Annotated in this window: 21 protein-coding genes; 14 read left to right on the top strand and 7 right to left on the bottom strand. The window is 71.6% G+C overall.

Annotated features, from left to right (window positions below; translation table 11 throughout):
- Positions 1-90 precede the first annotated feature (90 nt).
- The 7 genes from ACFO6V_RS18365 to ACFO6V_RS18335 all read left to right on the top strand — a co-directional run bounded on the left by ACFO6V_RS18365 (position 91) and on the right by ACFO6V_RS18335 (position 7,739).
- Positions 91-1,398 carry an extracellular solute-binding protein gene (locus ACFO6V_RS18365; protein ID WP_377137712.1) on the top strand — a complete coding sequence of 436 codons (1,308 nt, stop codon included), beginning with the start codon at positions 91-93 and terminating at the stop codon, positions 1,396-1,398.
- A 7-nt stretch (positions 1,399-1,405) separates the two neighbouring features.
- Positions 1,406-2,362 carry a carbohydrate ABC transporter permease gene (locus tag ACFO6V_RS18360; protein ID WP_377137710.1) on the top strand — a complete coding sequence of 319 codons (957 nt, stop codon included), beginning with the start codon at positions 1,406-1,408 and terminating at the stop codon, positions 2,360-2,362.
- Positions 2,359-3,234, top strand: a complete 876-nt coding sequence (locus tag ACFO6V_RS18355; RefSeq protein ID WP_377137708.1) for a carbohydrate ABC transporter permease — start codon at positions 2,359-2,361, stop codon at positions 3,232-3,234. Before ACFO6V_RS18360 ends, ACFO6V_RS18355 begins: the two co-directional genes overlap by 4 nt.
- A gap of 10 nt (positions 3,235-3,244) precedes the next feature.
- Positions 3,245-4,387 (top strand): ROK family transcriptional regulator, encoded by a 1,143-nt coding sequence (locus ACFO6V_RS18350; protein ID WP_377137706.1) that lies wholly within the window; start codon positions 3,245-3,247, stop codon positions 4,385-4,387.
- A 65-nt stretch (positions 4,388-4,452) separates the two neighbouring features.
- A complete protein-coding gene (locus ACFO6V_RS18345) occupies positions 4,453-5,967 on the top strand; it encodes a GMC oxidoreductase (RefSeq protein ID WP_377137704.1) in 1,515 nt (504 codons plus the stop codon).
- Between the two features lie 123 nt (positions 5,968-6,090).
- Positions 6,091-6,789, top strand: a complete 699-nt coding sequence (locus ACFO6V_RS18340) for a nucleoside deaminase (protein WP_377137702.1) — start codon at positions 6,091-6,093, stop codon at positions 6,787-6,789.
- The gene (locus ACFO6V_RS18335) at positions 6,786-7,739 is read left to right on the top strand and encodes a sugar phosphate isomerase/epimerase family protein (RefSeq protein ID WP_377137700.1); all 954 of its coding nucleotides are present in this window, start codon (positions 6,786-6,788) and stop codon (positions 7,737-7,739) included. Before ACFO6V_RS18340 ends, ACFO6V_RS18335 begins: the two co-directional genes overlap by 4 nt.
- A 12-nt stretch (positions 7,740-7,751) precedes the next feature.
- Here ACFO6V_RS18335 and ACFO6V_RS18330 read toward each other — a convergent pair whose 3' ends face one another.
- On the bottom strand, positions 7,752-8,717 hold the full coding sequence (locus ACFO6V_RS18330) for an NAD-dependent epimerase/dehydratase family protein (RefSeq protein ID WP_377137698.1): 966 nt from the start codon (positions 8,715-8,717) through the stop codon (positions 7,752-7,754).
- Between the two features lie 59 nt (positions 8,718-8,776).
- Here ACFO6V_RS18330 and ACFO6V_RS18325 point away from each other — a divergent pair, with 59 nt between their 5' ends.
- The 4 genes from ACFO6V_RS18325 (at position 8,777) to ACFO6V_RS18310 (ending at position 12,254) form a co-directional block, all read left to right on the top strand.
- The gene (locus ACFO6V_RS18325; RefSeq protein WP_377137696.1) at positions 8,777-9,772 is read left to right on the top strand and encodes an NADP-dependent oxidoreductase; all 996 of its coding nucleotides are present in this window, start codon (positions 8,777-8,779) and stop codon (positions 9,770-9,772) included.
- A gap of 57 nt (positions 9,773-9,829) precedes the next feature.
- Positions 9,830-10,696 carry an alpha/beta fold hydrolase gene (locus ACFO6V_RS18320; RefSeq protein WP_377137694.1) on the top strand — a complete coding sequence of 289 codons (867 nt, stop codon included), beginning with the start codon at positions 9,830-9,832 and terminating at the stop codon, positions 10,694-10,696.
- 51 nt (positions 10,697-10,747) lie between these two features.
- A complete protein-coding gene (locus ACFO6V_RS18315) occupies positions 10,748-11,551 on the top strand; it encodes a strictosidine synthase (protein ID WP_377137692.1) in 804 nt (267 codons plus the stop codon).
- Positions 11,552-11,651: 100 nt separating this feature from the next.
- Entirely contained in the window at positions 11,652-12,254 is a 603-nt protein-coding gene (locus tag ACFO6V_RS18310; RefSeq protein WP_377137690.1) for a TetR/AcrR family transcriptional regulator, read from the top strand.
- A 90-nt stretch (positions 12,255-12,344) separates the two neighbouring features.
- Here the strand turns inward: ACFO6V_RS18310 and ACFO6V_RS18305 are convergent, their stop codons facing one another.
- Entirely contained in the window at positions 12,345-12,755 is a 411-nt protein-coding gene (locus tag ACFO6V_RS18305; RefSeq protein WP_377137688.1) for a nitroreductase/quinone reductase family protein, read from the bottom strand.
- A gap of 180 nt (positions 12,756-12,935) precedes the next feature.
- Between ACFO6V_RS18305 and ACFO6V_RS18300 the strand changes: the two genes are divergently transcribed.
- Complete coding sequence (locus ACFO6V_RS18300; protein WP_377137686.1) at positions 12,936-17,033, top strand: S8 family serine peptidase; 4,098 nt, start codon at positions 12,936-12,938, stop codon at positions 17,031-17,033.
- An 88-nt stretch (positions 17,034-17,121) separates the two neighbouring features.
- Here ACFO6V_RS18300 and ACFO6V_RS18295 read toward each other — a convergent pair whose 3' ends face one another.
- Entirely contained in the window at positions 17,122-20,940 is a 3,819-nt protein-coding gene (locus ACFO6V_RS18295; RefSeq protein WP_377137684.1) for a phosphodiester glycosidase family protein, read from the bottom strand.
- A 252-nt stretch (positions 20,941-21,192) separates the two neighbouring features.
- On the bottom strand, positions 21,193-22,620 hold the full coding sequence (locus ACFO6V_RS18290) for an MFS transporter (protein WP_377137682.1): 1,428 nt from the start codon (positions 22,618-22,620) through the stop codon (positions 21,193-21,195).
- A gap of 90 nt (positions 22,621-22,710) precedes the next feature.
- Between ACFO6V_RS18290 and ACFO6V_RS18285 the strand changes: the two genes are divergently transcribed.
- On the top strand, positions 22,711-23,169 hold the full coding sequence (locus ACFO6V_RS18285) for a winged helix-turn-helix transcriptional regulator (protein ID WP_377137680.1): 459 nt from the start codon (positions 22,711-22,713) through the stop codon (positions 23,167-23,169).
- Positions 23,170-23,182: 13 nt separating this feature from the next.
- Here ACFO6V_RS18285 and ACFO6V_RS18280 read toward each other — a convergent pair whose 3' ends face one another.
- Positions 23,183-23,929, bottom strand: a complete 747-nt coding sequence (locus tag ACFO6V_RS18280) for an aminotransferase class IV (protein WP_377137678.1) — start codon at positions 23,927-23,929, stop codon at positions 23,183-23,185.
- 87 nt (positions 23,930-24,016) lie between these two features.
- Here ACFO6V_RS18280 and ACFO6V_RS18275 point away from each other — a divergent pair, with 87 nt between their 5' ends.
- Entirely contained in the window at positions 24,017-25,033 is a 1,017-nt protein-coding gene (locus ACFO6V_RS18275) for a LacI family DNA-binding transcriptional regulator (RefSeq protein WP_377137676.1), read from the top strand.
- 24 nt (positions 25,034-25,057) lie between these two features.
- Here ACFO6V_RS18275 and ACFO6V_RS18270 read toward each other — a convergent pair whose 3' ends face one another.
- Positions 25,058-25,735 carry a response regulator gene (locus tag ACFO6V_RS18270; RefSeq protein ID WP_377137674.1) on the bottom strand — a complete coding sequence of 226 codons (678 nt, stop codon included), beginning with the start codon at positions 25,733-25,735 and terminating at the stop codon, positions 25,058-25,060.
- Positions 25,732-26,832, bottom strand: coding sequence for a sensor histidine kinase (locus ACFO6V_RS18265; protein WP_377137672.1), 1,101 nt, complete (start codon positions 26,830-26,832; stop codon positions 25,732-25,734). Before ACFO6V_RS18265 ends, ACFO6V_RS18270 begins: the two co-directional genes overlap by 4 nt.
- Positions 26,833-26,838 lie beyond the last annotated feature (6 nt).

Raw genomic sequence — 26,838 nt, 5'->3', positions numbered from 1 at the left:
CCCGCACCGAGTGGGTCCTAAATCGCTACTAGTCAGCACAATGTGTCTGCTTGCGTCGGCCCCCACCGACTCTCGCGATAGGAGCCCCTCGTGCCACTCTCTCGCCGCCCCTCGGTCCGCCCCTCAGTCCGGCTCGCCGCCGCCGCCCTCCTCCCCGTCCTCGCGCTCGCCGGCTGCGGCCGCAGCGCCGACCCCGCATCGTCCGCCCCGTCGACCCGCGTCGACGACGAACCCGCCACCGGCACCGTGGAGCTGTGGGCTCCCGACGGCGACGCGACCGCGCTCGACGACGTCCTCGCCTCCTTCAAGGAGGCAAACCCGGACCTCGACCTGCAGATCACGCTGGTCCCGGCGGACGAGTACACGACCAAGCTGCAGTCGGCGGTCGCCGGAGGCGCGGGCCCCGACGTCGCGCAGCTCTACACCGAGTCACAGGCCCAGTTCATCGCGGGCGGCGCCTTCGCTCCCGTGCCCGAGGACCTGGTCGACGGCGACTCGTTCTTCCCCGGCGCGTGGGAGTCCGGCGTCGTCGACGGGGTCGCCTACTCCGTCCCGTGGTACGCCTACACGTACGCGCTCGTCTACCGCGCCGACTTCGCCGAGGCCGCCGGCGCGGAGGCGCCCGCCGCATGGGACGACGTGATCCCGTTCTTCGAGGCCCTCCAGGAAGGAGGCGCTGAGCAGGGCCTGGGCGCGGACGTGGGCTGGGACGTCTACAACGGCCAGGACGTCACGCAGTACCTGTGGCAGGCAGGCGGCGCGCCGATGTCGGACGACGGCACCGAGTGGACCCTCGACACCCCGGAGATGGTCGACGCGCTCACGTACAACCAGTCCTTCTTCACCTCCGGGATCGCCGACCCCGACGCGCCCGGCTTCCTCGACTCCCAGCCGTACTTCGTCGAGGGCAGGACGGGCGCCATGATGACCGGCCCCTGGGTGATCGGGCAGCTCGACGACGTGGCCGGCGAGCAGGGCTGGACGCAGGAGCACGTCGCGACCGCTGCGCTGCCGGGCGGCGCCGGCGGCAGCGTCGGCGCGATCGCGGGCGGCAGCTGGGGTGTGCCGACCGACAGCGACAACCCCGACGCGGCCTGGAAGCTCCTGCGCCACCTCGCCGAGCCAGAGACGCAGGTCGCCCAGTACGAGGCGCTGACCTCCCTCCCCGCGGTCCGGTCCGCCTGGGACGACCCCGCGATCGCGGACCAGCCGCTCCTCGACGCCTTCTTCGACCAGCTCCAGAACGCCCGGACCTACCCGCAGGTGGAGCCCTGGGCCCAGATCGCGACGCAGCTCGGGGTCGAGATGGAGGCGGTGGCCAAGGAGCAGCAGACGCCGGAGCAGGCCGCCGCGGCCATCCAGTCCTTCGCCGAGAGCCTGGGCACCGGGACGGAGTGACGCGCTCATGACCGCGACCATCACCCCGGGTGCGCCGCCGGCCGTGCGGCCCGCGCCCCGTCAGCCCGGCCCGCGACGTCCGCGCGGATCCGGCGCGCAGCGCCGCACCGTCGTCGCCTGGCTGTTCCTGACGCCGTTCTTCGTGGTCTTCCTCGTCTACACGGCGATCCCGACCATCGCCGCACTCGGCTTCAGCCTCACGGACCTGCGCGGCACCGACCTGCGCAACCCGTTCGCGGTCGACTTCGTCGGCCTGGAGAACTACGCCTGGCTCTTCGCCGACGGCCGGTTCGTCCGGGACCTCGGGAACACGGCGGTCTTCGTGCTGGTGGGGGTCCCGCTCACGATGCTGATCGGGTTCGCCCTCGCCGTCGCGCTGAACGCCGGGGTGCGGCGGATGCGGGGCTTCTTCCGGACGATCTTCTTCGCCCCCGTGGTGACCAACGTCGTGGCCGTCGCGCTCATCTGGCAGTACGCGTTCAACACGAACGGCACCGTCAACGAGGTGGCTGCGAACCTCGGGTTCGCCGGCCCGAACTGGCTCGGCGACCCGAACCTGGCGATGCCGGTGGTGATCCTGCTCGGCGTGTGGCGCAACTTCGGCATCGCCATGGTGCTGTTCCTGGCCGGGCTGCAGGGCGTACCGGAGGACGTGCACGAGGCGGCTGCCCTGGACGGCGCGGGGTGGTGGGGCCGGCTGTGGCACATCACGCTGCCCCTGCTCATCCCGACCATCCTGCTCGTCTCCGTGCTGCTCACCGTGTTCTACCTGCAGGTGTTCGACGAGCCGTACCTGCTCACCGACGGCGGACCGCTCGGGTCCACCGAGTCGATAGCGCTCTACACGTACCACCAGTTCGGCTTCGGCCAGCTCGGGCTCTCGTCCGCCGCGTCATTCGTCATCCTGGTCCTGGTGGCCGTCGTGAGCATCGTCCAGTTCAGATTGCTGAGGCCCCGCGCATGACCACACCGCACCTGACCGTGGCCGCGCCGACCCGGACCACGCGTCCCGGACCGGAGGTGCTGCGGTCCGCGGCGTTGTACGCAGCCCTCGCCGTGGTCGCCGGCCTCACCCTGCTGCCGTTCCTGTGGGTGGCGAGCGGGTCGCTGCGCAGCCTGGACGACATCCGCGCCGACCCCGGCGCGTGGCTGCCGAGCGAGGTGACCTTCGACAACTTCGTGCGCCTGTTCGCGGCGGAGGAGTTCAGCACCTACCTCGGGAACAGCGTCGTCGTCGCGGCCGTCGTCGTCGCGGGCAACCTCGTCGCCGCGTCGGCGGCGGGGTACGCGCTCGCCAAGTTCGACTTCGCCGGCAAGCGGATCGCCTTCGGCGCCGTCATGGCCGCGCTCATGGTGCCGTACACCGCGACGTTCGTCCCGCAGTTCGTCGTCACCATGAACCTCGGCCTCGTCGACACCCTCGCCGGGATCGCGCTGCCGAGCCTCGCGCTGCCGATCTCGATCTTCATCATGCGGCAGTACGCGTCGGCGGTACCCGACGAGCTGCTCGAGGCCGCGCGGATCGACGGCGCGGGTGAGCTCCGCATCTTCTTCCGCATCTTCCTGCCCCTGGCCGGGCCTGCCCTCGCTACTGTCACGATCATGTCGTTCCTCGCCTCCTGGAACAATTTCATCTGGCCGCTCATCGTGGCCCAGAGCGCGTCGACCTACACCCTGCCCGTCGGGCTGGCCTCGGCGAGCCAGGCCGCGCACAACATCACCGACTACGGGCTCATGCTCGCGGGCGCCATCGTCGTGATGCTGCCCGTGCTCGTACTGTTCCTCTTCCTGCAGCGCTACTTCGTGCAGGGCTTTGCCGCCACGGGGCTGAAGTGAGGGGGCTCACGTGACGTCGGGACTGGACCAGAGCGGCATCCGCCGGGTCAACACAGCGGCGGCGCTGCGGGCGCTCGCGGTCTCCGCCGAGGCGATGACGATGACGGCGCTCGCCGAGCGGACCGGCCTGTCGCGGCGCACGATCGAGCTGATCCTCGTCGCGCTCGTGGACGCGGGCTGGGTCGCCGAGCTCGACCGGGTGCCGCTCTCGGGCGGGGCGGGCAGGCCGCCGCGGCGCTTCGAGCTCCGCGCCCAGCACGCCCTGCTCGCCGCGGTCCGGGTGAACACGCTCGAGGGCGCCGCGGTCGTGTCCGACGTGCGCGGGAACATCCTCGGTCGCGCCCGCCGCGCGCTGCGGGAGTACCACGACCCGCGGTCCACGCTCGACGACGCCGCCGACCTGGTGCGGGAGGCGCTGGTCGACGCCGGCGGGACGGTCGACCGCCTGCGCGCGGGCGCCGTCGCGAGCGGTGGGGCCATCGATGCCGACGGCGTCGTCCGGCGGCTGGTGTTCACCGAGCACTGGGCGGGCGTCGACCTGCCCGCAGAGCTGGGCAGCCGGATCGGCATTCCCTGGTTCGCGGACAACGACGCCAACCTCGGCGCTCTCGCCGAGCGCTGGCGGGGCGTGGCGCGCGACCACGACGACGTCGTCTGGGCGCAGCTGGGCAGCCGCGCGGGCCTCGGCATCCTCATCCGTGGTGCGGTGCACCGTGGCTTCGAGGGGGCGGCGGGCGAGATCGTCGAGGCGGCGTCGATGCGGGCCGGCACCCTCGACGAGCATCCCATCGCGTGGCTGACGTCCCCGGTCCCGCGCGAGCGGGCGTTCGCGCGGGACCGGGTGCAGGCCGCGCGCGCGGGGGATCCGGCGGCCCTGGCCGAGGTCGACGAGTTCGTCGAGCACATCGTGTCGATCCTCACCACGCTGTCCTGGACCATAGCGCCGTCGCTCATCGTGCTCAGCGGCGGGATGGAGGACGCCGCGGACGTGCTCCTGCCGCGCGTCCGGGAGCGGATGCGCGCCGCGCGCAACCCGGACATCGAGCTGCGAGCCACCTCGCTCGGCCCCGACGGCCCGCTCATCGGCGCACTCAAGTTCGCCCTGGACCGCATGGATACCCAGCTCTTCGGCCCGGTCGTGCACGAGGCGTGACGACCTGTCAGACGTACAGGTCACCCGCGTGACCTGTACGTCTGACACCTGCTTATGGAGGATTTTTGACTTATTCGCGCAGCACCAGCGTCCTGATCGTCGGCGGCGGCCTCATGGGCTCGACGGTCGCCCGGCTGGTCCGGGAGGCCGACCCGGCCGTCCGGATCCTCATGGTCGACGCGGGCACGGCGATCGGGGCCACCCCGGGCCTGCACCTGCACGACGTGCCGGAGCCCGAGCTCTGGGAGCGCTACAACGAGCGCGTCGCGAGCGGCATCCAGGGCATGTACACGGGGGCCGACGTCGTTCGGGAGCCCGTCGGCGACGTCGGACGGCTCGGGCCCGGGATGTTCCACGCGCTCGCGTTCGGCGAGGACGCCGAGGCGATGCCGGGCGCGGCCATCGCGTGGAACGCGGGCGGGATGGGCGTGCACTGGACGGCGGCCACCCCGTGGCCCGCGGGCGAGGAGGTGTTCGACGGCGGCGACCCGGACGGCTGGTCGGACGACCTGGCGACCGCGCGCCGGGTGCTCGGTGTGCATCCGGCCCCCATCGGGCCGACCAAGGCGGGGCAGGTAGTGCTCGACGTGCTCGGGGAGCACCTCGCCGGCGTCGGGCCGGCCGGCCGTGCGCCGCAGCCCATGCCGATGGCGGTCGCGCCGGCCGCCGAAGGACCGTTGGTCCGCACGGGCCCGTCGGTGATCTTCCCGCCGATCGCGTCCGGCGGCGACGACGGCTTCGAGCTGCTCACCGGCGTCCTCGTGACCAGGCTGCTGGTCGACGGCGACCGGGTGCGGGGCGCGCGCGTCCGGCGGGTCACCGACGGGGCGGAGCAGGAGCTGCTCGCCGACACCGTGGTGGTGTGCGCGGACGCGCTGCGCACGCCGCAGCTGCTCTTCGCCTCGGGGATCAGGCCGTGGGCGCTCGGGCGCTACCTGAACGAGCACGCGTTCGTCACCGGGCGGGTCCTCATGGACGTCGAGCGGTTCGGGCTCGACCTCGCCACGCTGCCGCTGCCGCGGGTGGGGGAGTTCTGCACCGACTCGCTCTGGATCCCGCAGAACGGCCCGGACCAGCCGTTCCACGGGCAGATCATGAACACGACATACGCCGACGAGGCCGGACGGCCGCTCGCCCACTCGGTCGGCCTGTCGTTCTACTCCCCGGTGGAGTCGCGGCCCGCGAACCGCCTCGTGTTCTCCGAGACCGAGACGGACGCGGCGGGCCTGCCGCGGATCAGCGTCGAGTTCGCCTACTCGCCGACCGACCTCGAGCTCGTCGACCGCGCGCTCGCCCGGGTGCAGGAGATCGCCGAGCTGTTCGGGCCGTTCGACCCCGAGACGGAGCGGGCGCTCCTGGCGCCCGGATCGTCGTTGCACCTCACCGGCACCGTCCGGATCGGGGAGCACGACGACGGCACGAGCGTCGCGGACGCCACCGGACGGGTCTGGGGGTTCGAGAACCTCTACGTCGCCGGCACCGGCGCGGTGCCGACCCCCGTGGTCGCGAACGCCACCCTCACCGGTGCGGTGACCGCCGTCCGCACCGCCCGAGCCGTCGCGCGGCGCACCGCGAAGTAGAGCGTGTGTCCGGACACCGGCTCTACTTCGCGGGGCGGTGCACCGCGAGGTAGAGCGCTTGTCCGGACGCACGCTCTACTTCGCCAACTGACTACTCGCTGGATCGACCAGAGGATGCCGAACATGCTCGCAGAGCACATCACTACCGAGTACCGCATCGCCCTGCCGCCGTGGGTGGGCGACGAGCTGGCCGACGTGCCGGACGTCGTCCCGGACCGGGACGACCGGATGCGGCTCGTGCACCGCCTGGCCGACCGCAACTGGCGGGAGGGGAACGGAGGCCCGTTCGCCGCTCTCGTCGCGGAGAGCGAGACCGGTCGCATCGTCGCGGTGGGCGTGAACGTCGTGCTCGCCAGCGGGGTGTCCAGCGGGCATGCGGAGGTCGTCGCGCTGGGGCTCGCACAGGGTCGGTCGGGAACATGGGACCTCGGCGGCGCCGGGCTGCCCGCGCACGAGCTCGTCGTCAACTGGCGGCCGTGCATCCAGTGCTACGGGGCGACCATGTGGTCCGGGGTGCGCACGCTCGTCGTCGCGGGCGACGGGCCGGAGCTCGAGGAGATCACCACCTTCGACGAGGGTCCGCTCGGCAGCGACTGGGCGGAGCAGTTCGAGCGTCGTGGCATCCGCGTGGTGCGGGACGTGCTCCGGGAGGAGGCGCTCGGCGTCTTCCGCGCCTACCGCGCGGGGGTGGACTCGGGCGGGTCCACTGTCTACAACGCGCGCCAGGGCACGTCGGCGGGCACGACTGCGGGCACGACGGCGAGCACGTCGGCGGGCACGACTGCGGGCACGACGGCGAGCACGACGGAGGCGACGGCATGAAGCTGCGCGCCGACCGGGTAGCCCTGAACCCGATCCAGTGGGTCAACCTGAAGGCCGACCCGTCGGACCCGGACAGCGAGGACCTCTGGCTCTTCGCCGACCCCGCCTTCCGGGCCGACTATCCCGGCGTCCTCTCCCAGGTGCGGGACGCGGGTTTCGCCGCGGTGATGATGGAGGTGCTCGACACCCAGACCCTGCAGTCGTACGAGCGGATGGTGGAGGACACCGGCCTCGTCCTGGCGCCCGGCTACGCGAGCATCGCCCTGCCGGAGGACCACGGCACACTGCTCGCTCCGGGCAGCGCCGAGGAGGTGCGCTGGTACGACGGCATCCGCCGCAAGGCCGAGGAGTCGAACTACTTCGGGCTGGACACCGTCTTCCTCGCGCCCGCGATGAGCTGGGCGCCCGGGACGCGGCGCACCCTGGAGCGGACGGCCGTCGGGGCGGACTTCGACGCCGCTCGCCTGGACCGGGTCATCGACGTGCTCGGAACCGCGGCCGAGGTCCTCGCCGCGGAAGGCGTGCGCGCCGGACTGCACAACCATGTCGGGACATGGATCGAGACCGAGGACGAGATCGAGCGCGCCCTCGCCGCGATACCCGCGTCCCTGCTGGGTGCCTCCTTCGACATCGGGCACCTGGCGTGGGCGGGGATCGACCCCGTGCGGATGCTGGAGCGGCACGCCGACCGGCTGGTCGACATCCACGTGAAGGATCTCGACCTCACGGTGGCCGCGGCCAGCCGCGCGGAACCGGCCCCCTACAGCACGGTCGTCGACCGCGGTCTCTTCCGCGAGCCGGGACTCGGCGACATGGATCTCGACGCGGTGCTCGCGGCGCTTCCGGACCGATGGGACGGCTGGGTCATGATCGAGGTGGACCGGGCCTCGATGGACCCGAGGGCCAGCGCGGACGTGAGCCGGGCCTGGGTCGAGGCCCGGCTCGCGTGACCTCGTGGGCCGCTATCGGGTGCCGACCACGTGGTGCCTGGCCCGGAACCCGAGCACCTGCTCGGCGGCCGTGAGGTCGTAGGGCACCGCACGCCCCTCGATCGGCCGGCGCACCGGGGTGTGCGGGTGGTACCGGCGCAGCAGGTCGGCGGTGGGTTCCGGCACCAGCGTCTCGGGCGCCGCGACGTGGATGACGACGGCGCCGTCGGCGGCGCAGCCCAGCGCGAGCCAGGCCGCCTCCGCGGCGTCGCGCGTCTCCAGGTAGGCCCACAGGCTCCCCGCGCCGATCGCCGGGTCCTTCGCGACGGCGTCCGCGTACTCGGGGAGCCGCTCGTCCGTGCCCCCGACGAACGGGTACCGCAGCGCGACTACGGACGTCGCGTAGCGCCGCGCCATCATGTCGGCGGTGAGCTCGTCCGCCCGCTTCGAGAGGGCGTACGCGTCGGCGGCCTGGTCGGGTGTGTCCTCGTCGACGGGCACGTAGACCGGGTGCAGCTCCCGCCCCGCGAACGGGAGGCCTGAGGCGGCCTGGCTGCTCGCGATCACCGCACGGCGGACGCCGGCGCGCCCCGCCGCGTCGAGCACGGTGAAGGTCGACAGCGTGTTGGTCCCGAAGACGACCTCCGGCGGGTCGTCGAGCGGGGTCGGGATGGCCGCGAGATGGATGACGCCGTCGACCCCCTCCATCGCCCGCGCCGCCGCCTCCGGCGACCGGGCATCGCCCACGACGACGCGGTCGGCGGGCAGGTCGCCCGGATCCTCCAGGACCAGCGCGGTGGCCGGCACCGACTCCCTGGCGAGCACGTCGAGGACCGCGCGGCCGATGCGGCCTGCGGCTCCGGTGACCAGTACGCGCTGAAACCGGGTGATGGCGTCCTCCTCAGATGGCTGTCCGGAGTCATTCTGCCCGTGTTCGACGGCATTCGTATGGCATTTGCGGAGTGGTGACGCGCGTCTCAGTGCGCGATCTCTTGACAATCCGAGTGAGTGCGCTCAAAGTTGAGTCAACTCAGAAACACCACTCGAAGGAACCCACCATGCATGCGTTTGTCATGACGAAGTACCAGGAGCCGCTGCAGGAGGCGGACGTTCCCGAGCCCGTCGTCGGAGAGCGCGACGTGCTGGTTCAGGTCCAGGCCGCCGGGCTCAACACCGTCGACGAGAAGATCCGGTCGGGAGCGTTCAAGTCGTTCCTGCCGTACGAGCTCCCGCAGGTCATGGGCGGCGACGTCGCCGGAACGGTGATCGGTGTCGGTGCCAAGGTGCGGGACTTCGCCCTCGGCGACCAGGTGTATGCCCAGCCCCGCATGGACCGCATCGGGACCTTCGCCGAGCGCATCGCGGTGCACGAGGCCGACCTGGCGCTCAAGCCCGAGACGGTGACGCTCGAGGAGGCGGGCTCGTTGCCGATGGTCGCCCTGACCGCGTGGCAGGCGCTCGTCGAGCGGGGCAACGTGCAGCCCGGGCAGCGGGTCCTGATCCACGGCGGCGCCGGCGGCGTCGGGAGCATCGCGATCCAGCTCGCCAAGCACCTCGGTGCCACCGTCGCGACCACTGCCAGCGCCGGCAACATCGACTTCGTCCGGGAGCTCGGCGCCGACAGCGTCGTCGACTACCGCAACCAGGACTTCGAGCAGCTCCTGGACGGGTACGACCTGGTGCTGGACAGCGTCGGCGGGGAGACGCTCGAGAAGTCCCTCCGGGTGCTGCGCCCGGGGGGCAAGGTGGTCGGGATCGTCGGACCGCCCGACGCCGCGTTCGCCCGCGAGAGAGGCCTGAACCCGGTCCTGCGCCTCGTGATGGCAGCGCTCAGCCGGAAGGTCCGCCGGCAGGCGAAGAAGCTCGGGGTGACCTACGAGTTCCTCTTCATACACCCCAGCGGCGACCAGCTCCGCCAGATCGGCGCCCTCGTCGACAAGGGTGTGCTGCGTCCCGTCGTCGGGCGGGTCTACGACTTCGACCAGACCCTTCAGGCCGTGCAGTCGATCGGCAAGGGCGGCATCCGCGGCAAGGCAGTCATCACCAGGGCCTGACCAGCCTTTCGCGCCTTCTTTCTCACCATTCGCAGAACCAGAAAACAGGAGAGCACCATGAGCACCAACGACACCTCGAACGAATCCGTCATCACGTCCTACGCGCTGGCCCCGGCCCGCACGATCGACGCCGGCGGCATCACCTACGCCTACCGGGAGCTCGGCCCGAAGGGCGGCATCCCCGTCGTCTTCTTCGTGCACCTCGCCGGGACCCTGGACAACTGGGACCCCCGGATCGTCGACGCGATCGCGCAGAACCGCCACGTCATCACCTTCGACAACCGCGGCGTCGGCGCCTCCACAGGTGACGTTCCCGACGACGTCGAGGCGATGGCCGACGACGCCTACACGTTCATCAGGGCCCTCGGCTTCGACACCATCGACATCTTCTCCTTCTCCCTGGGCGGCATGGTCGCCCAGGACCTCGTGGTCAAGCACCCCGAGCTGGTCCGCAAGCTCGTCCTGACCGGCACCGGACCCCGGGGCGGCAAGGACATGGACAAGGTCGTCGGCGTCACCTACTACGACATCCTGCGCGCGACCCTGACCCGGTCGGACCCGAAGGAGTTCCTGTTCTTCAACCGCAACGCCACCGGCAAGCCCGCCGCGAAGGCGTTCATCAAGCGCCTCCACGAGCGCACCGTGGATCGCGACACGGACATGCCGCTGAAGGGGTTCCGGACCCAGCTCAAGGCGATCCAGAAGTACGGCCGCTCGGCGCCCTCCGACCTGTCGAAGCTCACGCAGCCGACCCTGATCGCCAACGGCGACAACGACCGCATGGTGCCCTCCGTCCTCTCCGAGGACCTGCACCGCCGCATCAAGAACTCGACGCTCGTCATCTACCCGGACTCCGGGCACGGCGGCATCTTCCAGTTCCACGAGAAGTTCGCCCCGGTCGCCGCCGAGTTCCTCGCCGGCTGACCGCTCCTGCCCGACCTGCCCCGAACCCCCCGACCGAACGAAGGCAACAACATGGCTGCTGCACACCGCGCGACCACGCACCGCGCGACGAAGAAGGCGCTCGTCTCCTCGATCCCGCTGTGGTTCCGCACCGACCAGCCGCGCCAGACGGGCGTGGACTACTGGAAGGGCCCGCACTCGAAGATCATCTCCGCGACCCCGGGCTTCGAGGAGTACCGCCAGATCCACCTGGCCGAGCACAACCCCGGACTGTGGCCGGCCACCCCCGGCGTCCAGACCGCGATCCCTGCCGACCGCCGGATCGACGGCGTCGCCGAGGTGACGTTCGGATCCGTCCTGGCCCCGCTGCTGGGCCGCAAGCAGACCAAGCTGGCCTACCAGGACGAGATCAACGTCTTCCGCCGCACCTTCCTCTACGCCGGACCGCCGAGGTCGGCACGCTGGTACGACGTCGCCGGGCCCGGCGAGCAGGTCGGCGCGCGAGCGATGGTCTATCTCCGACGACGGGCCGGGGTCCGTACCGGCCCGTTCCGCGAGCACCTCAACGAGCTCGCGAGCACGCTCGCCGGCAGGGGGCAGCTCCGGGAGCTGCGGACCCAGGTGTTCCTGCCCTGGAACGAGAAGCTCTGGGACACCCCGCACGTCGCGCACGACAACCCCGTCGACCAGCAGTTCCACGCGTCCCTCCTCGGCTTCGCGGACCCGGCGGCGCGGGCGGCCTTCTTCCGGAGCGCCGGGCTCGCGAGCCTGTCCGAGGCGCTCGCCCCGTACGCCTCCGCCGCGCACGCCTACGACGTGACCGACGCACTCACGTTCGTGAAGGACGGCAAGGCGCTCGAGCACTACGAGCGGTGACCACGGCGAGCGATGACGGCGCTGGTCACCGTGGAACAATGACCGCCGTCAGCTCTGATCCCACTCAGCAGGTCTCACCCAGCAGCGAAGGAGGGCAGCCATGCCACTCGCCTCCAAGCCGGTCGGACGGCGCGAGCGGAACAAGCAGCTGAAGCTCGAACGCATCATGGCCGCCGCCACCGAGCTCTTCGCCGAGCGCGGCGTCGACGACGTCACGACCCAGGAGATCGCCGACAAGGCAGACATCGGCGCGGGCACGCTGTTCCTCTACGCCAAGACCAAGGGGGAGCTCCTGCTGCTCGTGCAGAACTCCACCTACGCCGAGGCCCTCGCCCGGGGAAAGCAGGCGGCCGAGGCCGTCACCGACCCGCTCGACGCGGTGATGGCCATCGTCCGGCCGGTCGTGGAGTGCAACCGCAAGCAGGTCGACAACGGGCGGACGTATCTGCGCGAGATGATCTTCGGCGACCCGGCCGAGCCTCACCACCGCGAAGCCCTCGGCCTGAGTCAGCAGACCGAGGAGGCGATCGCCGCGATCCTGCAGCGCGACGGACGCCGTACCGCGCAGGACGCCGCGGCACGGGCGCGCATCGTCTCCGCGATCATGTTCGTGAGCATGGCCGCGTCCTTCAACGCCGCCAGGCCGATCGAGGACATCGTGGGGGAGATCCAGGAGCAGGTCGGCTCGGTCCTGCCGGGCTGAGCCCAGCGAGGCGCCGGCCGAGCCGCGACCGCCGGTCACCGGCGCACCGACCTGTATCGCGCCCGCGCGGTCCAGGTCGGTGCGCGGGGGTCAGCCCACGAGCCGGAAGATCGGGAACACCCGTCCCTCCGCCGTCTTCTCGTAGCCGGCGAAGCCGCTCGAGAACGCCTTGAAGCGGTCCCACCAGGCGTCGCGCTCGTCGCCGGTGATCTCCTCGACCTTGACCTGCAGGGTCTCGACGGGGTCGCCCGGGACCTCGAGGTCCACCTGCTCGGTCCGGCGCAGGCCGTAGACCCAGGCGGGGTGCTTGGGCGAGCCGCCGGCCGACCCGACGATGTGCCAGGCACCGTCCTCGTGGATGGCCGCTAGCGGCGCGATCCGGATGCTGCCGTCCTTGCGGGGTACGTGTACGAGCACGAGTCCCTTGCCGAACTGGACGGGTTCGCTGACCTCTCCGCCGTTGGCGCGGAAGGTGTCGATGATCTGCTGGTTGAAGTCCATGTCCGCACCAACGCCGCCGTCGGCCCAGGACATTCCGGCCAGGCGCAGGTCAGTTCACCCTGCCCCTTCATTGCCGTATGAACCTCCGGCTCGCACAGTGTGATCTGGACCACACTCGTGGGCCAGTCTTCGCGCCCCGCGCGGGGCGCTTGCACCCCGGAGGCACCAATGCAAAGACGCATGCCACGGCAACGCGCGCCCATCGCTCTCGCAGCGGTCGGCGTCCTGCTGGCAACAGGGGTGGGCGTGACCCCCGCGCTCGCGAATACGCCGACGTCGGCGGGGCTGCAACCCGCCGTCGCGACTGATATCCCCGACATACCGGAGCGGGCGACGGACAAGATCACGCCCGCCGTGCAGACCCGGTTCGAGACCAAGGAATCCAGCGACTTCTGGATCCGGTTCGCCGATGCGCCGGACCTGGAGCCGGCCAAGGACATCGCGGACTGGGGCGACCGCGGCCAGTTCGTCTACGACGCGTTGACCAGCACGGCGAAGGCATCCCAGGCCGACGTCGTCGCTGATCTGAAGGCCGCGGGCGCCGAGTACGAGTCCTACTGGATCAGCAACGCGATCCTCGTCGAGGACGGCACCGAAGACCTCGCGAAGCAGGTGGCTACCAGCCGCGAGGTGAAGCAGGTCCACGAGCGGTTCACGGCCGAGCGCATCGAGCCGGTCAAGCGCAAGGCGTCTGCCGCGCGCAAGGCGCCGACCGAGAACGCGCCGCTGACCACCGAGTGGGGCCTGGACGCGATCAACACGCCCGACGTGTGGGCCCAGGGCGACACCGGTGCGGGCATCACCGTGGCCAACATCGACTCCGGTGTCGACGCCGAGCACCCGGCCCTGCTGCAGCGCTACCGCGGCTACCGCGAAGGCGAGAGTCCGAGCAACGACTACAACTGGTTCGACGCGAGCGACTCGTGCGACGGCGCGCCCTGCGACGGCGACGGGCACGGCACGCACGTGATGGGCACCATGGTGGGCGACGACGGCGAGGGCAACCAGATCGGCGTCGCACCGGGCGCCAACTGGATCGCGGCCAACGGCTGCGCCACCTGCTCCGACGCGGACCTGCTCGCCTCCGGGCAGTGGATCCTCGCGCCGACGCGGGTCGACGGGTCAGACCCTGATCCGGCGCAGCGTCCGCACATCGTGAACGCCCCATGGCGCCAGCAGGAGCCCGGTGTCATCAGCGACTTCATGTCCGAGGAGATCGCCGCCTGGGAGGCGGCCGGCATCTTCGGCGCCTGGGCTGCGGGCAACGAAGGCGCGGCGGGCTGCGGGTCGACGTCGTCGCCAGCGGCCAATCTCGACACGTACGCCGTCGGCGCATTCGGGGCGAGCGGTGACATCGCCGCGTTCTCCTCGCGTGGACCGGGTGTGCACGACGGTGTGGCCGGCGGTATCAAGCCGAACCTGGCCGCGCCCGGTGTCGAGGTGCGGTCCTCCGTACCCGGCGGCGGCTACGCAGAGCTCAGCGGGACGTCCATGGCGTCCGCTCACCTCGCCGGCGCTGTGGCGCTCCTGTGGAGCGCGGCTCCGAGCCTGGTCGGCAACATCGATTTCACGGTGGATTACCTCAACTGGTCGTCCAGGCGCGTGGAGGACGAGTCCTGCGGCAGCAACGGCGGCCCGGCCAACAACGTATGGGGCAGGGGCAAGCTGGACGTGCGGGAGCTGCTGGAGCTCGCGCCGACCGACGACTACGGCGTCGTCGCGGGTACCGTCACCGGGCCCGGCGGCAAGCCGGTCGCCGGTGCACGGGTCGCGGCCGGTAGGCATTACGACATCACCGACCGCGAGGGCGCCTACAACCTCGACCTGAGGGACGGCGCCCACGAGGTGAGCGTCTCCGCGTACGGCTTCATCTCCGCGACGGCGCAGGCCGTCGTCGTGCGGGACGAGACCACCACCATCGACGTCGTCCTGGAGGCCGCACCGACCACCACGGTGAGCGGCACCGTCACCGACGGTAACGGCCACGGCTGGCCGCTCGATGCCAGGGTCACGGTGCTCGGGGCCCCCATCGGTACCGGGGTGTGGACCGACCCGTTCACGGGGGAGTACTCGATCGAGGTGCCTGAGGACGCGACGCACACGCTGATGGTCGACGCGTCCGTGACCGGGTACGAGTCGTACTCGCAGGAGGTCCAGGTGGGCACCGAGCCGGCAACCGCGGACCACGCGCTGCCCGTCAGCGCCGGATGCAGTGCTCCCGGCTACGCCCTGACCACCGAGGTGGGGGCGGTCGAGGAGTTCGAGTCCGGCGAGGTGCCCGACGGGTGGGCGGTCGAGGACCTGGCGGGCACCGAGCAGGTCTGGACGTTCGACGACGCCTTCGGGTACGGCAACCGGACCGCCGGCGAGGGTCTGTTCGCCGAGGTGAACAGCGAGGGCTACGGCGAGGACGGGGTGCAGGACACGGCGCTCACGCGGTCCTACGACCTGTCCGAGGTCGGAGCGCCGGGCCTGACGTTCGACCAGTCCTTACCGGGGAACGACGACGTCGTCGCCGACGTCACCTACAGCATCGACGGCGGCGAGAGCTGGCAGCTGTCGTACCAGATGCCCGACGCCCGGGGGCGCACGACAGCCGTGCTCTGGAACGCGGGCGGTCAGTCCGACGTGCGGGTCCGGTTCCACTACAGCGCCCGCGGGCGCGCGGGGGTGTGGCAGGTCGACAACGTCGTCCTGAGCGGGTGCACGCCGGTCGACGGCGGCCTCGTGGCCGGGTTCGTCAAGGACCGCAACACCGGTGACAGCCTCAACGGCGCCACGGTGACTGTCGGCAAGCAGAGCATGAAGACGTTCGACCCGGCGAACCCCAGGGTGGGCCGCGGGTACTACTCGCTGTTCTCGCCGAAGGTCGGCGCGCGGCGGATCGGTTATGCGGCGAAGGACTACAAGTCCACGAACGTGACGGTGACGGTCGTCGACGACGCCCTCGTCCGGAAGGGTGTGAAGCTCGCGGCCCCGCTGCTGACCGTCACGCCCGAGGCCTTGTGGCGGACGGTGGAGCTGGGCGGCACCAAGTCGGGCACGTTCACCGTCACGAACGAGGGCACCGCGCCCGCGGACGTCGAGGTGGCTCCCGCGCTGTCCGGCTTCACGCCCCTCGGGTCGGCGACCGGCGGCAAGGCTCTCAGAGGTGCCACCGGGGACGTGACAGTGGTGAGCACGGTGTCGGGGTCCGGGGCCGAGAGCGCCCGGGGTACCGCCGCGAACGACGGCGACGGTCTCGTCCGGAATCGCGAGCGTCCGGGCAGGTCGGTGACGCCATCGGCCCCGCCGTCCCTCCTGGCGGAGGGCACCACCATCACGCACTCGACGTCGCAGGACATCAGCACCCTGGGCGGCTCGGTGGCCTGTGAGCGCGGCAGAACGAGCTGGCTGCGGACCTTCACCCTGGAGGACTTCGAGATCGAGGGCGAGTTCGCCGTGACGAACGTGTCGTTCGGCGTCGCAAGCGTCGACGACGGCACCGAGGTCACGGTCAACCTGTACGAGCTCGACGGAGAGCTCGAGTACAGCAACATGACCCGGCTGGGCACGTCCAACGTGACCCTGCGGTCCCAGTGGTTCACGATCGTGGACGTTCCGGTCACCGGTACCGCGTCGGCGGGCAGCACGCTCGTCGTCGAGGTCGTCGGCTACGACGCCACGTTCTTCATCGGCACCAACGCCAAGCCAGAGACGGCGCCGTCGTACTTTGCGGGGAACTGCGTCTCCTCCGAGCCGATCACGGCTGCCGAGATGGGCTACCCGGACCTACACATGGTGCTCAACGTGACGGGTGACGCCGCGGTCGACGCGCCGTGGCTCGACATCCAGCCACCGACGTTCAGGCTGGAGCCTGGTCAGTCGGCGAAGGTGCGGGTCGGTCTCGACAGCAGCCGCGTGGACGAGCCGGGCACCTACACCGCGCGCGTCATCGCGTACGGCAGCACGCCCTACGACGAGCCGCGTGCGCGGGTGTCGCTGAAGGTCACCCCGCCGCCCAGCTGGGGCAGGATCGCCGGCACGGTGACGGGCGTGACCTGTGACGACGAGACCGTCCCGCTGAAGGGCGCCTTCGTGGTAGTCGACGGGTCCGAGTACGACGTCACGCTCGTGGCCGGGTGGAAGGGGAGGTATGCCCGCTGGATGGGAGTCTCGAACAACCGCCTGACGCTGCACGCCTCGGCGGACGGGTACCCACCCGAGTGGAAGTACGCGCGGATCGTCGGGGGAGAGACTGTGGTGCGCAACTTCGAGCTGAACGAGTTCTGCGACTGACCGGCACCCCTTGCCGAGGTAGAACGGCAGCGAGGTAGAACCGTAGCGCCGCTACGGTTCTACCTCGCCCTGGTTCTACATCGGCAGGTCAGTGGCGGGCCGGGCCGTCGTCGTCCCAGCGCCAGGTGAGCCTGGTGCTGGTCCCGGTCAGAGGCACCGTCACCGTGCGGTCGACGCCGTTCGTCCCCAGGACGAGCTCCGCCGTCGACGTCACGTCCGGGCGCACCGGGTCGAACCGCACCCACACCTCACAGGTGCGTCCCGGGGCGAGGGTCCGGTCGTCGCAGCGGTCGTGCTCGACGGTGAACGGGCCGTGCCGTTCGTCGTCCACGACGTCTGCCGAGCGGATCCGAACCGGCGCCGTGCCCGTGCTCGTGATCGTCACCTTCTGCACCTGGCCGCGGGTGCCCACGGGTTGCGCCGTGAACACCGGGGCCTCCGCGGTGATGCGCGGTCCCGCGTTCGCCGCCGGGACGACCTGGATCGTCTCGGACGTCGTGACCGGAGCGAGCGACGCGTCGCCGGAGTAGGGCCGCATTGCGTCGTTGGTGACCGAGACGGTCACCTCGCCGCGACGCAGCGCGGTCAGGGTGCGGGTCTCCGGGTCGAGCACCGCCGTCTTGCCGGCCCGGCGGGCCGCCTCGACCGCGCGCTCGCCCGTGCCGATCGCCAGGTCCTTCGACCCGCTCCAGTGCACGGACATCGGGTAGCGCAGCGGCACCACCCGCGTGCCCGGGGCGACGCCGTTCGGCTGCACCACGCTGCCGCTGAGCGGCGCTGTCGCACCCACCTCGAGCGTCTCGGGCGCGGTCAGCGTGACCGACTGCGCGAACGCGCGGACGTCTGCCTCGACCCACTGCTCGTCCGCGTCCTGGCCCGGGTCCACCGACCAGTTCACCCAGCCGGTGAAGCCACCCCGGTCCGGGGTGCCGTACGGGCTCTTGCCCGACGAGGGCAGGACCACGTACGGCACGCCCTCCTCCCGGTGCACGTCCACGATCTGGGCGTGCGACCCGACCATGACCGCGCCCTTGTCGGTGCGCTCCCGGAACCCGGTGAGCAGGTTCTGGACCAGCGCCACCTCGTTGCCGTCGCCGAGCTGGCTGGCCGCGGTGTCGCCCGGGTCGGCCACCGGGTGGTGGGCGAAGACGACGACGTTGCTGACCGACCTGTCCTTCTCGGCGTCGGTCAGCGCCTTGCGGAGCATCGGGAGCTGGTCCCACTCCGTGCCGCGCAGCGTGCCGTACGAGCTGGCGAGCAGCACGAACCGCGTGCCCTTGTGGTCGAACGTCCGGTACGGCTGCCCGAACTCGGCGACGAACGGGTCGAGTGTCGCCTGCGTGTTGTTCAGCCCGTACGACTCGTGGTTGCCCGGCACGTAGTAGCACGGCACGGTGCCGGTGCGCGGGTCGGGTGTGCTGCCCGACGGCGGCTCGGCGCCGACCGGGACGAGGTCGCACCCGGCGTCCTCCAGCACCTGGCGGGCCAGCGCGATGTCCTGCGGCAGGCCGCGGTCGGTGATGTCGCCGTTGAGGACCACGAGGTCCGGCTTCGTGGCGCGGATCGTGCGCAGCGCCGTGGTGGCGACCTGGGTCAGCTCGGTGTTGTCGGCCGTGAACTGCACGTCCGAGAGCGTGGCGAAGTTCCACGCGTCGCGGCCGTCGAGCCCCGCGCCGTCGGCCGAGACGAGCGGGTCCGGCTCCAGGTCGGGGCGCGGGAGCAGCTCGATCGACGTCGGCACGTCGGCCTCGATGCGGTCCAGGACGAACGTGCCCGGCTTCTGCAGGGCGGCATTGGTGTTGATGCCCTGGAAGCCGGAGACCGAGATCGGGTACGCCGTCGCGGCGGGCAGCGTGAACGTGGCCTGCTGCCAGTCGTCCGACGCCGTCAGGCCGGTGCCGTAGACGCCGCCGCTCTTGCCGGTGGCATCGACGTAGGCGACATAGGTGAGCCCGCTGGGCACCGCGATGCTGGACCTGAGCCGCACCCGCAACCGCAGCGGCTGGCCGGGCACCGGGACGCGCACGGCCGCCGACGCCGCGGAGACGCCGACGTTGCGCATCCCCTCGAAGTCGACCCGCAGCCCGTCGGGGTCCACGGAGAACGTCGTCGCGCGGGTGCTGTTGTTGCGCCAGCGGGCGAGCACGTCGTCGTCGAAGTCGTAGGCCGTGACGTTCTGCACGCCGATCGTGATCGGGAGCTGCACCTCCTGGCCCGCGACGGACACCGTCAGAATCGTGGCCGCGTCCTTCAGCGGGGTGATCCGGAGCCCGCCGGCCGTCGGCTCGACGCGCACGACGGAGCGGTCGTAGTCCAGCCCCAGGTCGTCCGCCTCGATCGGCGCGGTGAAACCCTGCCCGTCCCGTCCGGTGACACCCACCGTGACGGCGGACGACGACGCGGCGTCGGCGATCGACAGGCGGTCGGTGGACAGCTCGACGTCGTCGACCGGACCCAGCACCCGGACGTCGAGGGCGTCGCGCTCGCGGCCTGAGCGTGCGGTGACCTCGATCTCGCCGCGGGCCTTCTCGGAAGCCTGGACGACACCGCCGTCCACGGACGCGCCGTGGGCGTCCCAGCGCACGTCGTCCGGGTCGACCCGGACCGGCGTCTCGTGGTCGTCCACGCCCTTGGCCACCAGGGTGCGCCGCAGGCCGGGGAAGACCTTGACGTCGCCGTCGGCCGAGGCCGTACCGGGGGCCGGCGCGAGCAGCAGGTCGTGCAGGCGCCCGTCACCAGGGGCGACAAAGACGCCCACGCCGTTCGGGTCGTTGCGCTCGTGCCCGTCCGAGGGCACGTTCCGCAGGGTCGCGTCCTGGTCGCCGAGCGCCCGCGCGACCATGGTGGTCGAACCGCCGCCGTCCAGGTTGACCGCGGTCTCGACACCGATCCGGACCAGGTCGCGGGCCGCCTTGTCGATGCCCACGCCGCCCTTGCCCGTGCCACCCGGCCCGTCCCAGGTGGCCAGGACGAGCGTGCGTCCGCCGTCCTTGAAGCCCAGCGCCGTGCGCGGCGCGATCGACGTCTGCAGGCCGTCGACCACCTTGCCGTCCCGCACGATCGTGCCGCCGTGGCCGAGCGCGAACTCCAGGTCACGGGCGGCGTCGTCGGCCAGCCCGTAGCTGAGCGACACCGGGTCGCCCGGCGTGAGCGCACGCAGCGCGTCGGCCGCACCGTCCCGGCCGACCAGGGCGAACCCGCCCTCGGGCAGGGTCCCGGAGCCGGCCGGACCGGACGGCGCGACCGACACCACGGCGCCGTCGTCGACGACCACCTCGGCGATCCGGTCGGCCGCGACACCCGTGAACCCGCGGTTCCGGCTGTACTCGCCCCACACCGGCGTGTACGCGACCATGCCGTTCGCGGGCACGCCGCCGCCGTTCGCGGCGTTCACCGACAGCACGTCGTGCGCGGCGCCCGCCAGGTCGGCGCTCGCGTCGACGGCGAGGTCGACGAGCTGCGCGATCCCGTCGCGGCTCACGCCGACGTGCTCACGCCCGCCGACGTCCGCGGACTTGCGCAGGACGCCGTCCTGCACCTCGCCGCCGAGCGCGGCGTTGCTGTTGCCGATGTCGAAGAACTCGCCGTTGACACCCGCGACGGCGCCCGCCCGGTTGGCGGCGGCGGTCAGCGGCCCGGCCGACGCGACCGGGCCGGCCGTCAGGAGGTCGGTGCTGACGGCGTCCTCGGCGAGGTCGACGGTGAGGAAGCGGGCGTCGTACCAGCCCGCCTTGTCCACCGCTTTCAGGTGCCGCAGGCTGATACCCGGGCCGACGTCCTCGACCGTGTCGGTCAGGGTCAGCTCGTCCGCCTGGGCGACGGACGGCAGCGCTGTCAGAAGGGTGGCCGCGGCGACAGCCACGGCCAGGGACCTGGACCACCGGCGATTCGGGGTCGTTGTACTCATGGGGGTTCCTCGTGTGCGGGGGAGGCGGGCGCGGATTGCACGCCGTCGCGCCGCCGTCCGACGGCGGCGCACGCACACGATCGATCCCTCCGGCCACGCACCGATGAACGGGTTCCGTCAGCCCGATGAACTTATCCGGGAATCACCCGCCGCTCGGCGGCGCAAGGATGTCCGCTTCCAGCAAGCCCTTGCGCATGCTCCTGGGTGCAGAAGCATGCGCAAGGGCTTGCTGGAAGCGGACCTCCGGGGCCGTCAGCGCGTCGCCGCGGCCGGCCGGTGGGTGCGGACCCAGGTCGAGATGCCGAGGGCCAGTGCCAGGGCCGCGCCGATCGCCGGAACCAGCAGAGCCCGCCGGTAGTCCGACCAGTCCGCGTCCGCGGCGTGCCCCTCGACGAGCGCGATGGTGGCGATCGAGACGCCCAGCGCCGCACCGAACTGGAACGCCGTGTAGACGACGCCGCCGGCCACCCCGTGCTCGGCCTCGTCGAGGCCCGCGGTGGCCGCGGCCGTCAGCGGCCCGTACACCAGCGCGAACATCACACCGATCAGCACGAGCGACGGCAGCAGGTCGAGGTATCCCCAGCTGCCCTCGATACGCAGCGCCAGAGTGAAGGCCACCGCGCCGGCGAGCAGCCCGGCGACCATCACCGGCGCGTTGCCGAACCGCTTGACCAACCGGTGCGTGATCAGGGGAGCGAGGATCATGTCCAGGCCCATGATCGCGAACGCGAGGCCCGTCGCGATCGGGGACCAGCCCTGGAACTCCTGCAGGTAGAGCGTGATCAGGAACTGGAACGCGAAGAACGCCCCGATGAAGAGCAGGCCCGCGGCGCTCGACCGCAACAGCAGCCCCTCGCGCAGCACCGCTAGGCGCAGCAGCGGGTCCGCCACCCGGCGCTCGATGATCACGAACAGGCCGACGAGCACCGCGGCGGCCACGAACGACACGACCCCGGCAGTGGCCGTCTCGCCCTCACCGATCGCCACGACGCCGTAGATCAGCGCGACCATCGCCGACGTCAGGGTGATCGCGCCGCCCAGGTCGAACCCGCGGCGCGGCAGCTCGGAAACGGTGTCCGGCCGGATGACGGCCCGCCCGGCGATCCAGAGCGCGACGCCCACGATCACCGGTGCGAAGAACACCCAGCGCCAGCCGACGTCGGTCAGGAAGCCGCCCGCCACCACACCGAGCGTGAACCCGCCGGCGCCGATGGCGCCGTAGATCGCCAGCGCTCGGTCGCGCAGGGGTCCCTCGGGGAAGCTCGTCGTCAGGAGGCTGAAGCCCGCCGGCGTCATGAACCCCGCGGTGGCGCCGGTGACGAACCGGGCGACGATCAGCACCCAGGCGTCGTCGGCGAGCCCGCCGAGCCCGGAGAAGGCGACGAACACGGCAAGGGCGACCAGGAACGTCCGGCGTCGGCCGAGGAGGTCCGCGGTGCGCCCGCCGAAGATCATGAAGCCGCCGTAGGCGAGCACGTAGGCGCTGATCACCCAGTGCGCGTCAGCCGTGGCCAGGCCGATGTCGGCGGCGATGGCCGGCACCGCGACGTTGAGCATCGCGATGTCGATCCCCTCGAGGAACAGCGCACCGCAGACGACGGCCAGCACTCCCCAGCCGGTTCGTGCAGCGCCCACCGACGGGCTTCCCGCCGGCCGCACGGAATCTCGCACGTCTGTCACAAGGATCTCCTCGCTCAAAGTCCCGCACGGTTACCACTTGTAACCATGACGATCCTTGGGCACGATCGACGGATGGCACAAGAAGGCACTTTGACGTCACCCGGTTACCTCGAGGGAACCAAGCACGTCGGTACCGAGCCCGTCGGCCGGGAGGATGCGGAGGCGTGCAGGTTCGACCGTGACCCCTTCCAGTGGGACGCCCGCGAGGACTGCCAGGTGCGGCAGATCCTGGACCGGATCGCCGACAAATGGTCCCTGCTGGTGATCGCGCTGCTGGACGAGAAGACGCTCCGGTTCGGGGAGCTCGTCCGGGAGATCGACGGGATCAGCAAGCGGATGCTGACGGTGACCCTGCGCAACCTCGAGCGGGACGGCCTCGTCGGGCGCACCGTGTATCCAGTGGTGCCGCCCCGCGTGGAGTACGAGCTGACCGCGCTGGGCCGCACGCTGCTCGGCACCACGCAGGCCCTGGTGAGCTGGTCCGAGGAGCACCAGGAGGAGATCGCCAGGGCGCGCCAGAAGTTCGAGGCGACCAACACCGCCGGCTGACGCGGGCTTCCGCCTACACGCGCTCCCACGGGACCGCGGCGAGGCGCTCGACCACTCCGCCGAGGAGCGGCCCGGGCGCGGGGAGCGGCACGTCGTCGATAGAGGCGACGGCGACGACCCCTATCGAGTTGACCAGGAACGCACCCGCGAACGCGGCGACGTCGTCGCGTCGCACCACACGCCGGGTCGACGGCGTGGTGGCCTCGACCAGCTGCATGGCGACGCCGTGCAGGTGCGGCGCGTCCGGCCAGACGACGGCGCCGTCGTCCCGGAGGAACCCGATGTTCGCGATCGACGACTCGGCGAGGGCGCCGTCGGGCGCGGTGAGGAGGGCGTCGTCGTACCCGTCGAGGCGGACCCGGCGCGCCCACTCGAGCTGCGCGAAGCTGCCCAGATGCTTGAGGTGCGGGAACGGGCGCAGGTACTGGACGGACCGCAGCCGCTGCGGGGCGACGGGCGGACGGTTCGGTTCGGCGACCGACACCGAGACCCGCTCGGCGTCGCGCAGCAGGACCCGCACGGAGGCATCGGCGGTGCCGGCGGTATCGGCGGTGCCGGCCAGGGCGTGCCGCACCAGGTCACGGATCCGCTCGCCAGGGAGCTCGCGCCCGAACAGCTCGCGGTGCGCCGCGTCGAGCCGGTCGAGGTGGTTCGACAGCCCCTGGACCGCACCGTCGCGCACCTGCATGGCGGTGAAATGGCCGTAGGTGCTGAACAGCTCTGCCGCCGTCGCGGGGCGGCCGTCGGTCTCGATACGCACCCTCGGACCCTAGTGAATCGCGGCGAGCTCTGCTGGTAGGGATTAATTGCGCCGTCTTCGGCCGCGGTCCGTGATGAGATGGGAGACGTGAATCGGCGTAGCGACGAAGGCCCAATAACGATTTATGACGTCGCCCGCCAGGCCGAGGTGTCGGTGGCGTCGGTCTCGAACTTCCTCAACTGGCCGGACAGGGTCTCGGCGGCGATGAAGGAACGCATCGCGGCGGCCATCGACAGCCTCGGTTTTGTGCCGAGCATGGCCGCGCGGCAGCTCCGCGGCCGGCCCAGCGGGATCGTCGGCGCCTCGTTCGTCAATGCCTCCAACCCGTACTTCGGCGGCATCGCCACGGCGGTCGAGAAGCTGGTGGCGGACAACGGGCTCGCCGTGGTGGTGGGCAGTACGCACGAGTCGGCGGTCCAGCAGAAGCGGTTCCTCGACCTGTTCGAGCAGCTCCGGTTCGACGGCGTCGTCGTCTCGCCCTCGGACGACGACCTGGAGCCGCTGCGCCGACGGCGGGACCAGGGCACCCCTATCGTCCTCGTGGACCACGAGGACCCGGAGCACCGCCTGTCGTCCGTCTCGCTCGACCATCGCGAGGGCGGCCGGCTCGCCGCGCAGCACCTGCTCGACGCCGGGCGGCGACGCCTGCTCTTCGCAGCGGGACCCGAGGGCGTGCGGCAGGTAGAGCGCCGTCTCGACGGTTGCCGGCTCGCGGTGGGGCAGACGCCGGGCGTCTACCTGGAGATAGTCCGTGCACCCGACCTCGACCTCGCCGACGGCACCGCCGTGGGGCTGCGGCTCGCGGACCTGCCGCCCGACCGCCGGCCCGACGCGGTGGTGGCCGGCAACGACCTGCACGCGATAGGCATCATCGCGGGCCTGACGTCCGCGGGCATTCGCGTCCCCGACGACATCGCGGTGGTCGGGTACGACGACATCCCGTTCGCCGCCGTCGCCGCCGTGCCGCTGACCACCGTGCGTCAGCCCATCGCGGAGATCGGGACCGCCGCGGCCCGGCTCCTCCTGGACGAGATCGCCCAGCCCGGCCGCACGTCGCGCGAGGTGGTGCTCGCCCCCGAGCTGGTGGTGCGCGCGAGCGCCTAGCCGTCTCGACCTGGCCGGACCGACCTAGCCGAGGATTCCCAGGTGGAGGGCGCGCAGGACGGCGTTGGTCCGGTCCCGCGCGGAGAGCTTGAGCAGGATCGTCGAGACGTGGTTCTTGACGGTGCCCTCGACGAGCGACAACGCACTGGAGATCTCACGGTTGGTGTAGCCCTCGGCCATGAGCCGGAGGACCTCGGTCTCGCGTTCGGTGAGCGGCTGTACGGGCAGCGCGTCGCTGCCGGACGCCGGGGGTACCGCGCGGACGGCACGCAGCATCCGGCTGGTGATCGACGGCGCGACGAGCGTCCCGCCGTCCGCCAGCGTGCGCACCGCCCGGGTCAGCTGCTCGACCGTGACGTCCTTGAGGAGGTACCCGCGCGCGCCGGCCCGCAGGGCGTCGAGGACGAGGGTGTCGTCGTCGAAGGTGGTGAGGACGAGAACGGGGATGTCGATGCCGCGCTCGCCGAGCTGTCGGAGCGTCCACAGGCCGTCGAAGCGCGGCATCCGCAGGTCGAGCAGGATGACGTCCGGCCTGGTCGCGTCCACGACGTCGAGCGCGGCCTGCCCGTCGTCGGCCTCTCCGACGACGTCGACCGCTGCGATCTCCAGCAGCGTGCGGATGCCGTGCCGCACCAGCGTCTGGTCGTCGACGATGACTACCCGCGTCGTGCCGAGGCCCCCGTCAGGCAGGCTCCCCGTCATGCCGGTACCCGCGCGGTGACGCGGAAGCCGTCGGCGCCGTCGAACTCCACGTCGCCGCCTAGCGCCTCGAACCGTTCGGTGAGGCCGCGCAGCCCGTTGCCGGGCACGAGCTCGCGGTACCCCCTGCCGTCGTCGACGGCGGTCAGGACGACGCCGGGCGGCCGGGCGGCCACCTCTATCCACAGCTCGCGCGCGTCGGCGTGCCGGATGGTGTTCGTGACGATCTCCTGCACCGCGCGGACCAGGGCTGCGACCTGGTCCTCGTTGACCTGGACGTCGGCCCCGACGTCGACGGTGACCTCGAGGTCCGGTAGGCCACGCACCACCTGGCGGAGCGCGGCGGTCAGGTCCGACGGCGCGGTCCGCAGCTCGCTCACCGTCAGTCGGACGTCGGCGAGGAGATCGCGTGCTACACGGTTCGCCCGGTCGACGTGCTCACGCGCCTGCTCGCCCTCCCGGTGCCGCGCTGCCTCCAGCTCCAGCGTGAGCACGGTGAGCTGGTGTCCGATGAGGTCGTGGAGGTCGCGCGAGATCCGCAGCCGTTCGGCGGTGCGGGCCGACTCGGTCAGGAGCGCCGACGCGGCACGGAGCTCGATGTGCGCCTCGCTCAGCTCGCGCCGCAGCCGCTGCTCGCGGATGAGCGTGGCGGAGCTCAGCACCGTCGCGACCTGGATGAGCAGGTAGAAACCGAGGGTGACCAGGGCGTCAACGGCGTCCCGGCCGTGGAGGGCCATGGCGACCGCGAGAACCGCGGTGTTCAGCCCGACGACGAGAAAGCCCGCTCGCAGCGGCACCAGGTACACGCTCACCGCTGCGGTGACGACGAGCAGGACGGGCAGGAGCCCCATGTGCGGTGCCGTCAGCACCACCGCCCAGGAGGCGACGACCGCCGCCGCGAAGAGCCCGTACCCGGCCGGGTCGGGCCGTTCGCGGAACAGGGCGAGGAGCAGGGCGACGATCACGACGGCAAAGAGGACCGTCCACCAGCCACGAGGGATCGCGGGGTCCACGACGCCGAGCAGGGCAGGACCGGCCACCGCGACGGACACGGCGAGCATCACCAGCCCCGACCACCCGTCCGTGTCCAGCCGCCGCATGAGATC

The sequence above is a fragment of the Promicromonospora alba genome, assembly GCF_042654905.1.
Lineage (GTDB): Bacteria > Actinomycetota > Actinomycetes > Actinomycetales > Cellulomonadaceae > Promicromonospora > Promicromonospora alba.
The sequence above is the reverse complement of the archived record's forward strand: the minus strand, read 5'-3'. Positions and strand labels throughout refer to the sequence as shown.

Excerpts from the sequence above, each read along its gene's own strand:
- ACFO6V_RS18360 (WP_377137710.1), top strand. The coding sequence starts at position 1,406 with ATGACCGCGACCATCACCCCGGGTGCGCCGCCGGCCGTGCGGCCCGCG.
- ACFO6V_RS18325 (WP_377137696.1), top strand. The coding sequence starts at position 8,777 with ATGCATGCGTTTGTCATGACGAAGTACCAGGAGCCGCTGCAGGAGGCG.
- ACFO6V_RS18315 (WP_377137692.1), top strand. The coding sequence starts at position 10,748 with ATGGCTGCTGCACACCGCGCGACCACGCACCGCGCGACGAAGAAGGCG.
- ACFO6V_RS18355 (WP_377137708.1), top strand. The coding sequence starts at position 2,359 with ATGACCACACCGCACCTGACCGTGGCCGCGCCGACCCGGACCACGCGT.
- ACFO6V_RS18310 (WP_377137690.1), top strand. The coding sequence starts at position 11,652 with ATGCCACTCGCCTCCAAGCCGGTCGGACGGCGCGAGCGGAACAAGCAG.
- ACFO6V_RS18340 (WP_377137702.1), top strand. The coding sequence starts at position 6,091 with ATGCTCGCAGAGCACATCACTACCGAGTACCGCATCGCCCTGCCGCCG.
- ACFO6V_RS18320 (WP_377137694.1), top strand. The coding sequence starts at position 9,830 with ATGAGCACCAACGACACCTCGAACGAATCCGTCATCACGTCCTACGCG.
- ACFO6V_RS18300 (WP_377137686.1), top strand. The coding sequence starts at position 12,936 with ATGCCACGGCAACGCGCGCCCATCGCTCTCGCAGCGGTCGGCGTCCTG.
- ACFO6V_RS18305 (WP_377137688.1), bottom strand. The coding sequence starts at position 12,755 with ATGGACTTCAACCAGCAGATCATCGACACCTTCCGCGCCAACGGCGGA.
- ACFO6V_RS18270 (WP_377137674.1), bottom strand. The coding sequence starts at position 25,735 with ATGACGGGGAGCCTGCCTGACGGGGGCCTCGGCACGACGCGGGTAGTC.
- ACFO6V_RS18335 (WP_377137700.1), top strand. The coding sequence starts at position 6,786 with ATGAAGCTGCGCGCCGACCGGGTAGCCCTGAACCCGATCCAGTGGGTC.
- ACFO6V_RS18265 (WP_377137672.1), bottom strand. The coding sequence starts at position 26,832 with ATGCGGCGGCTGGACACGGACGGGTGGTCGGGGCTGGTGATGCTCGCC.
- ACFO6V_RS18295 (WP_377137684.1), bottom strand. The coding sequence starts at position 20,940 with ATGAGTACAACGACCCCGAATCGCCGGTGGTCCAGGTCCCTGGCCGTG.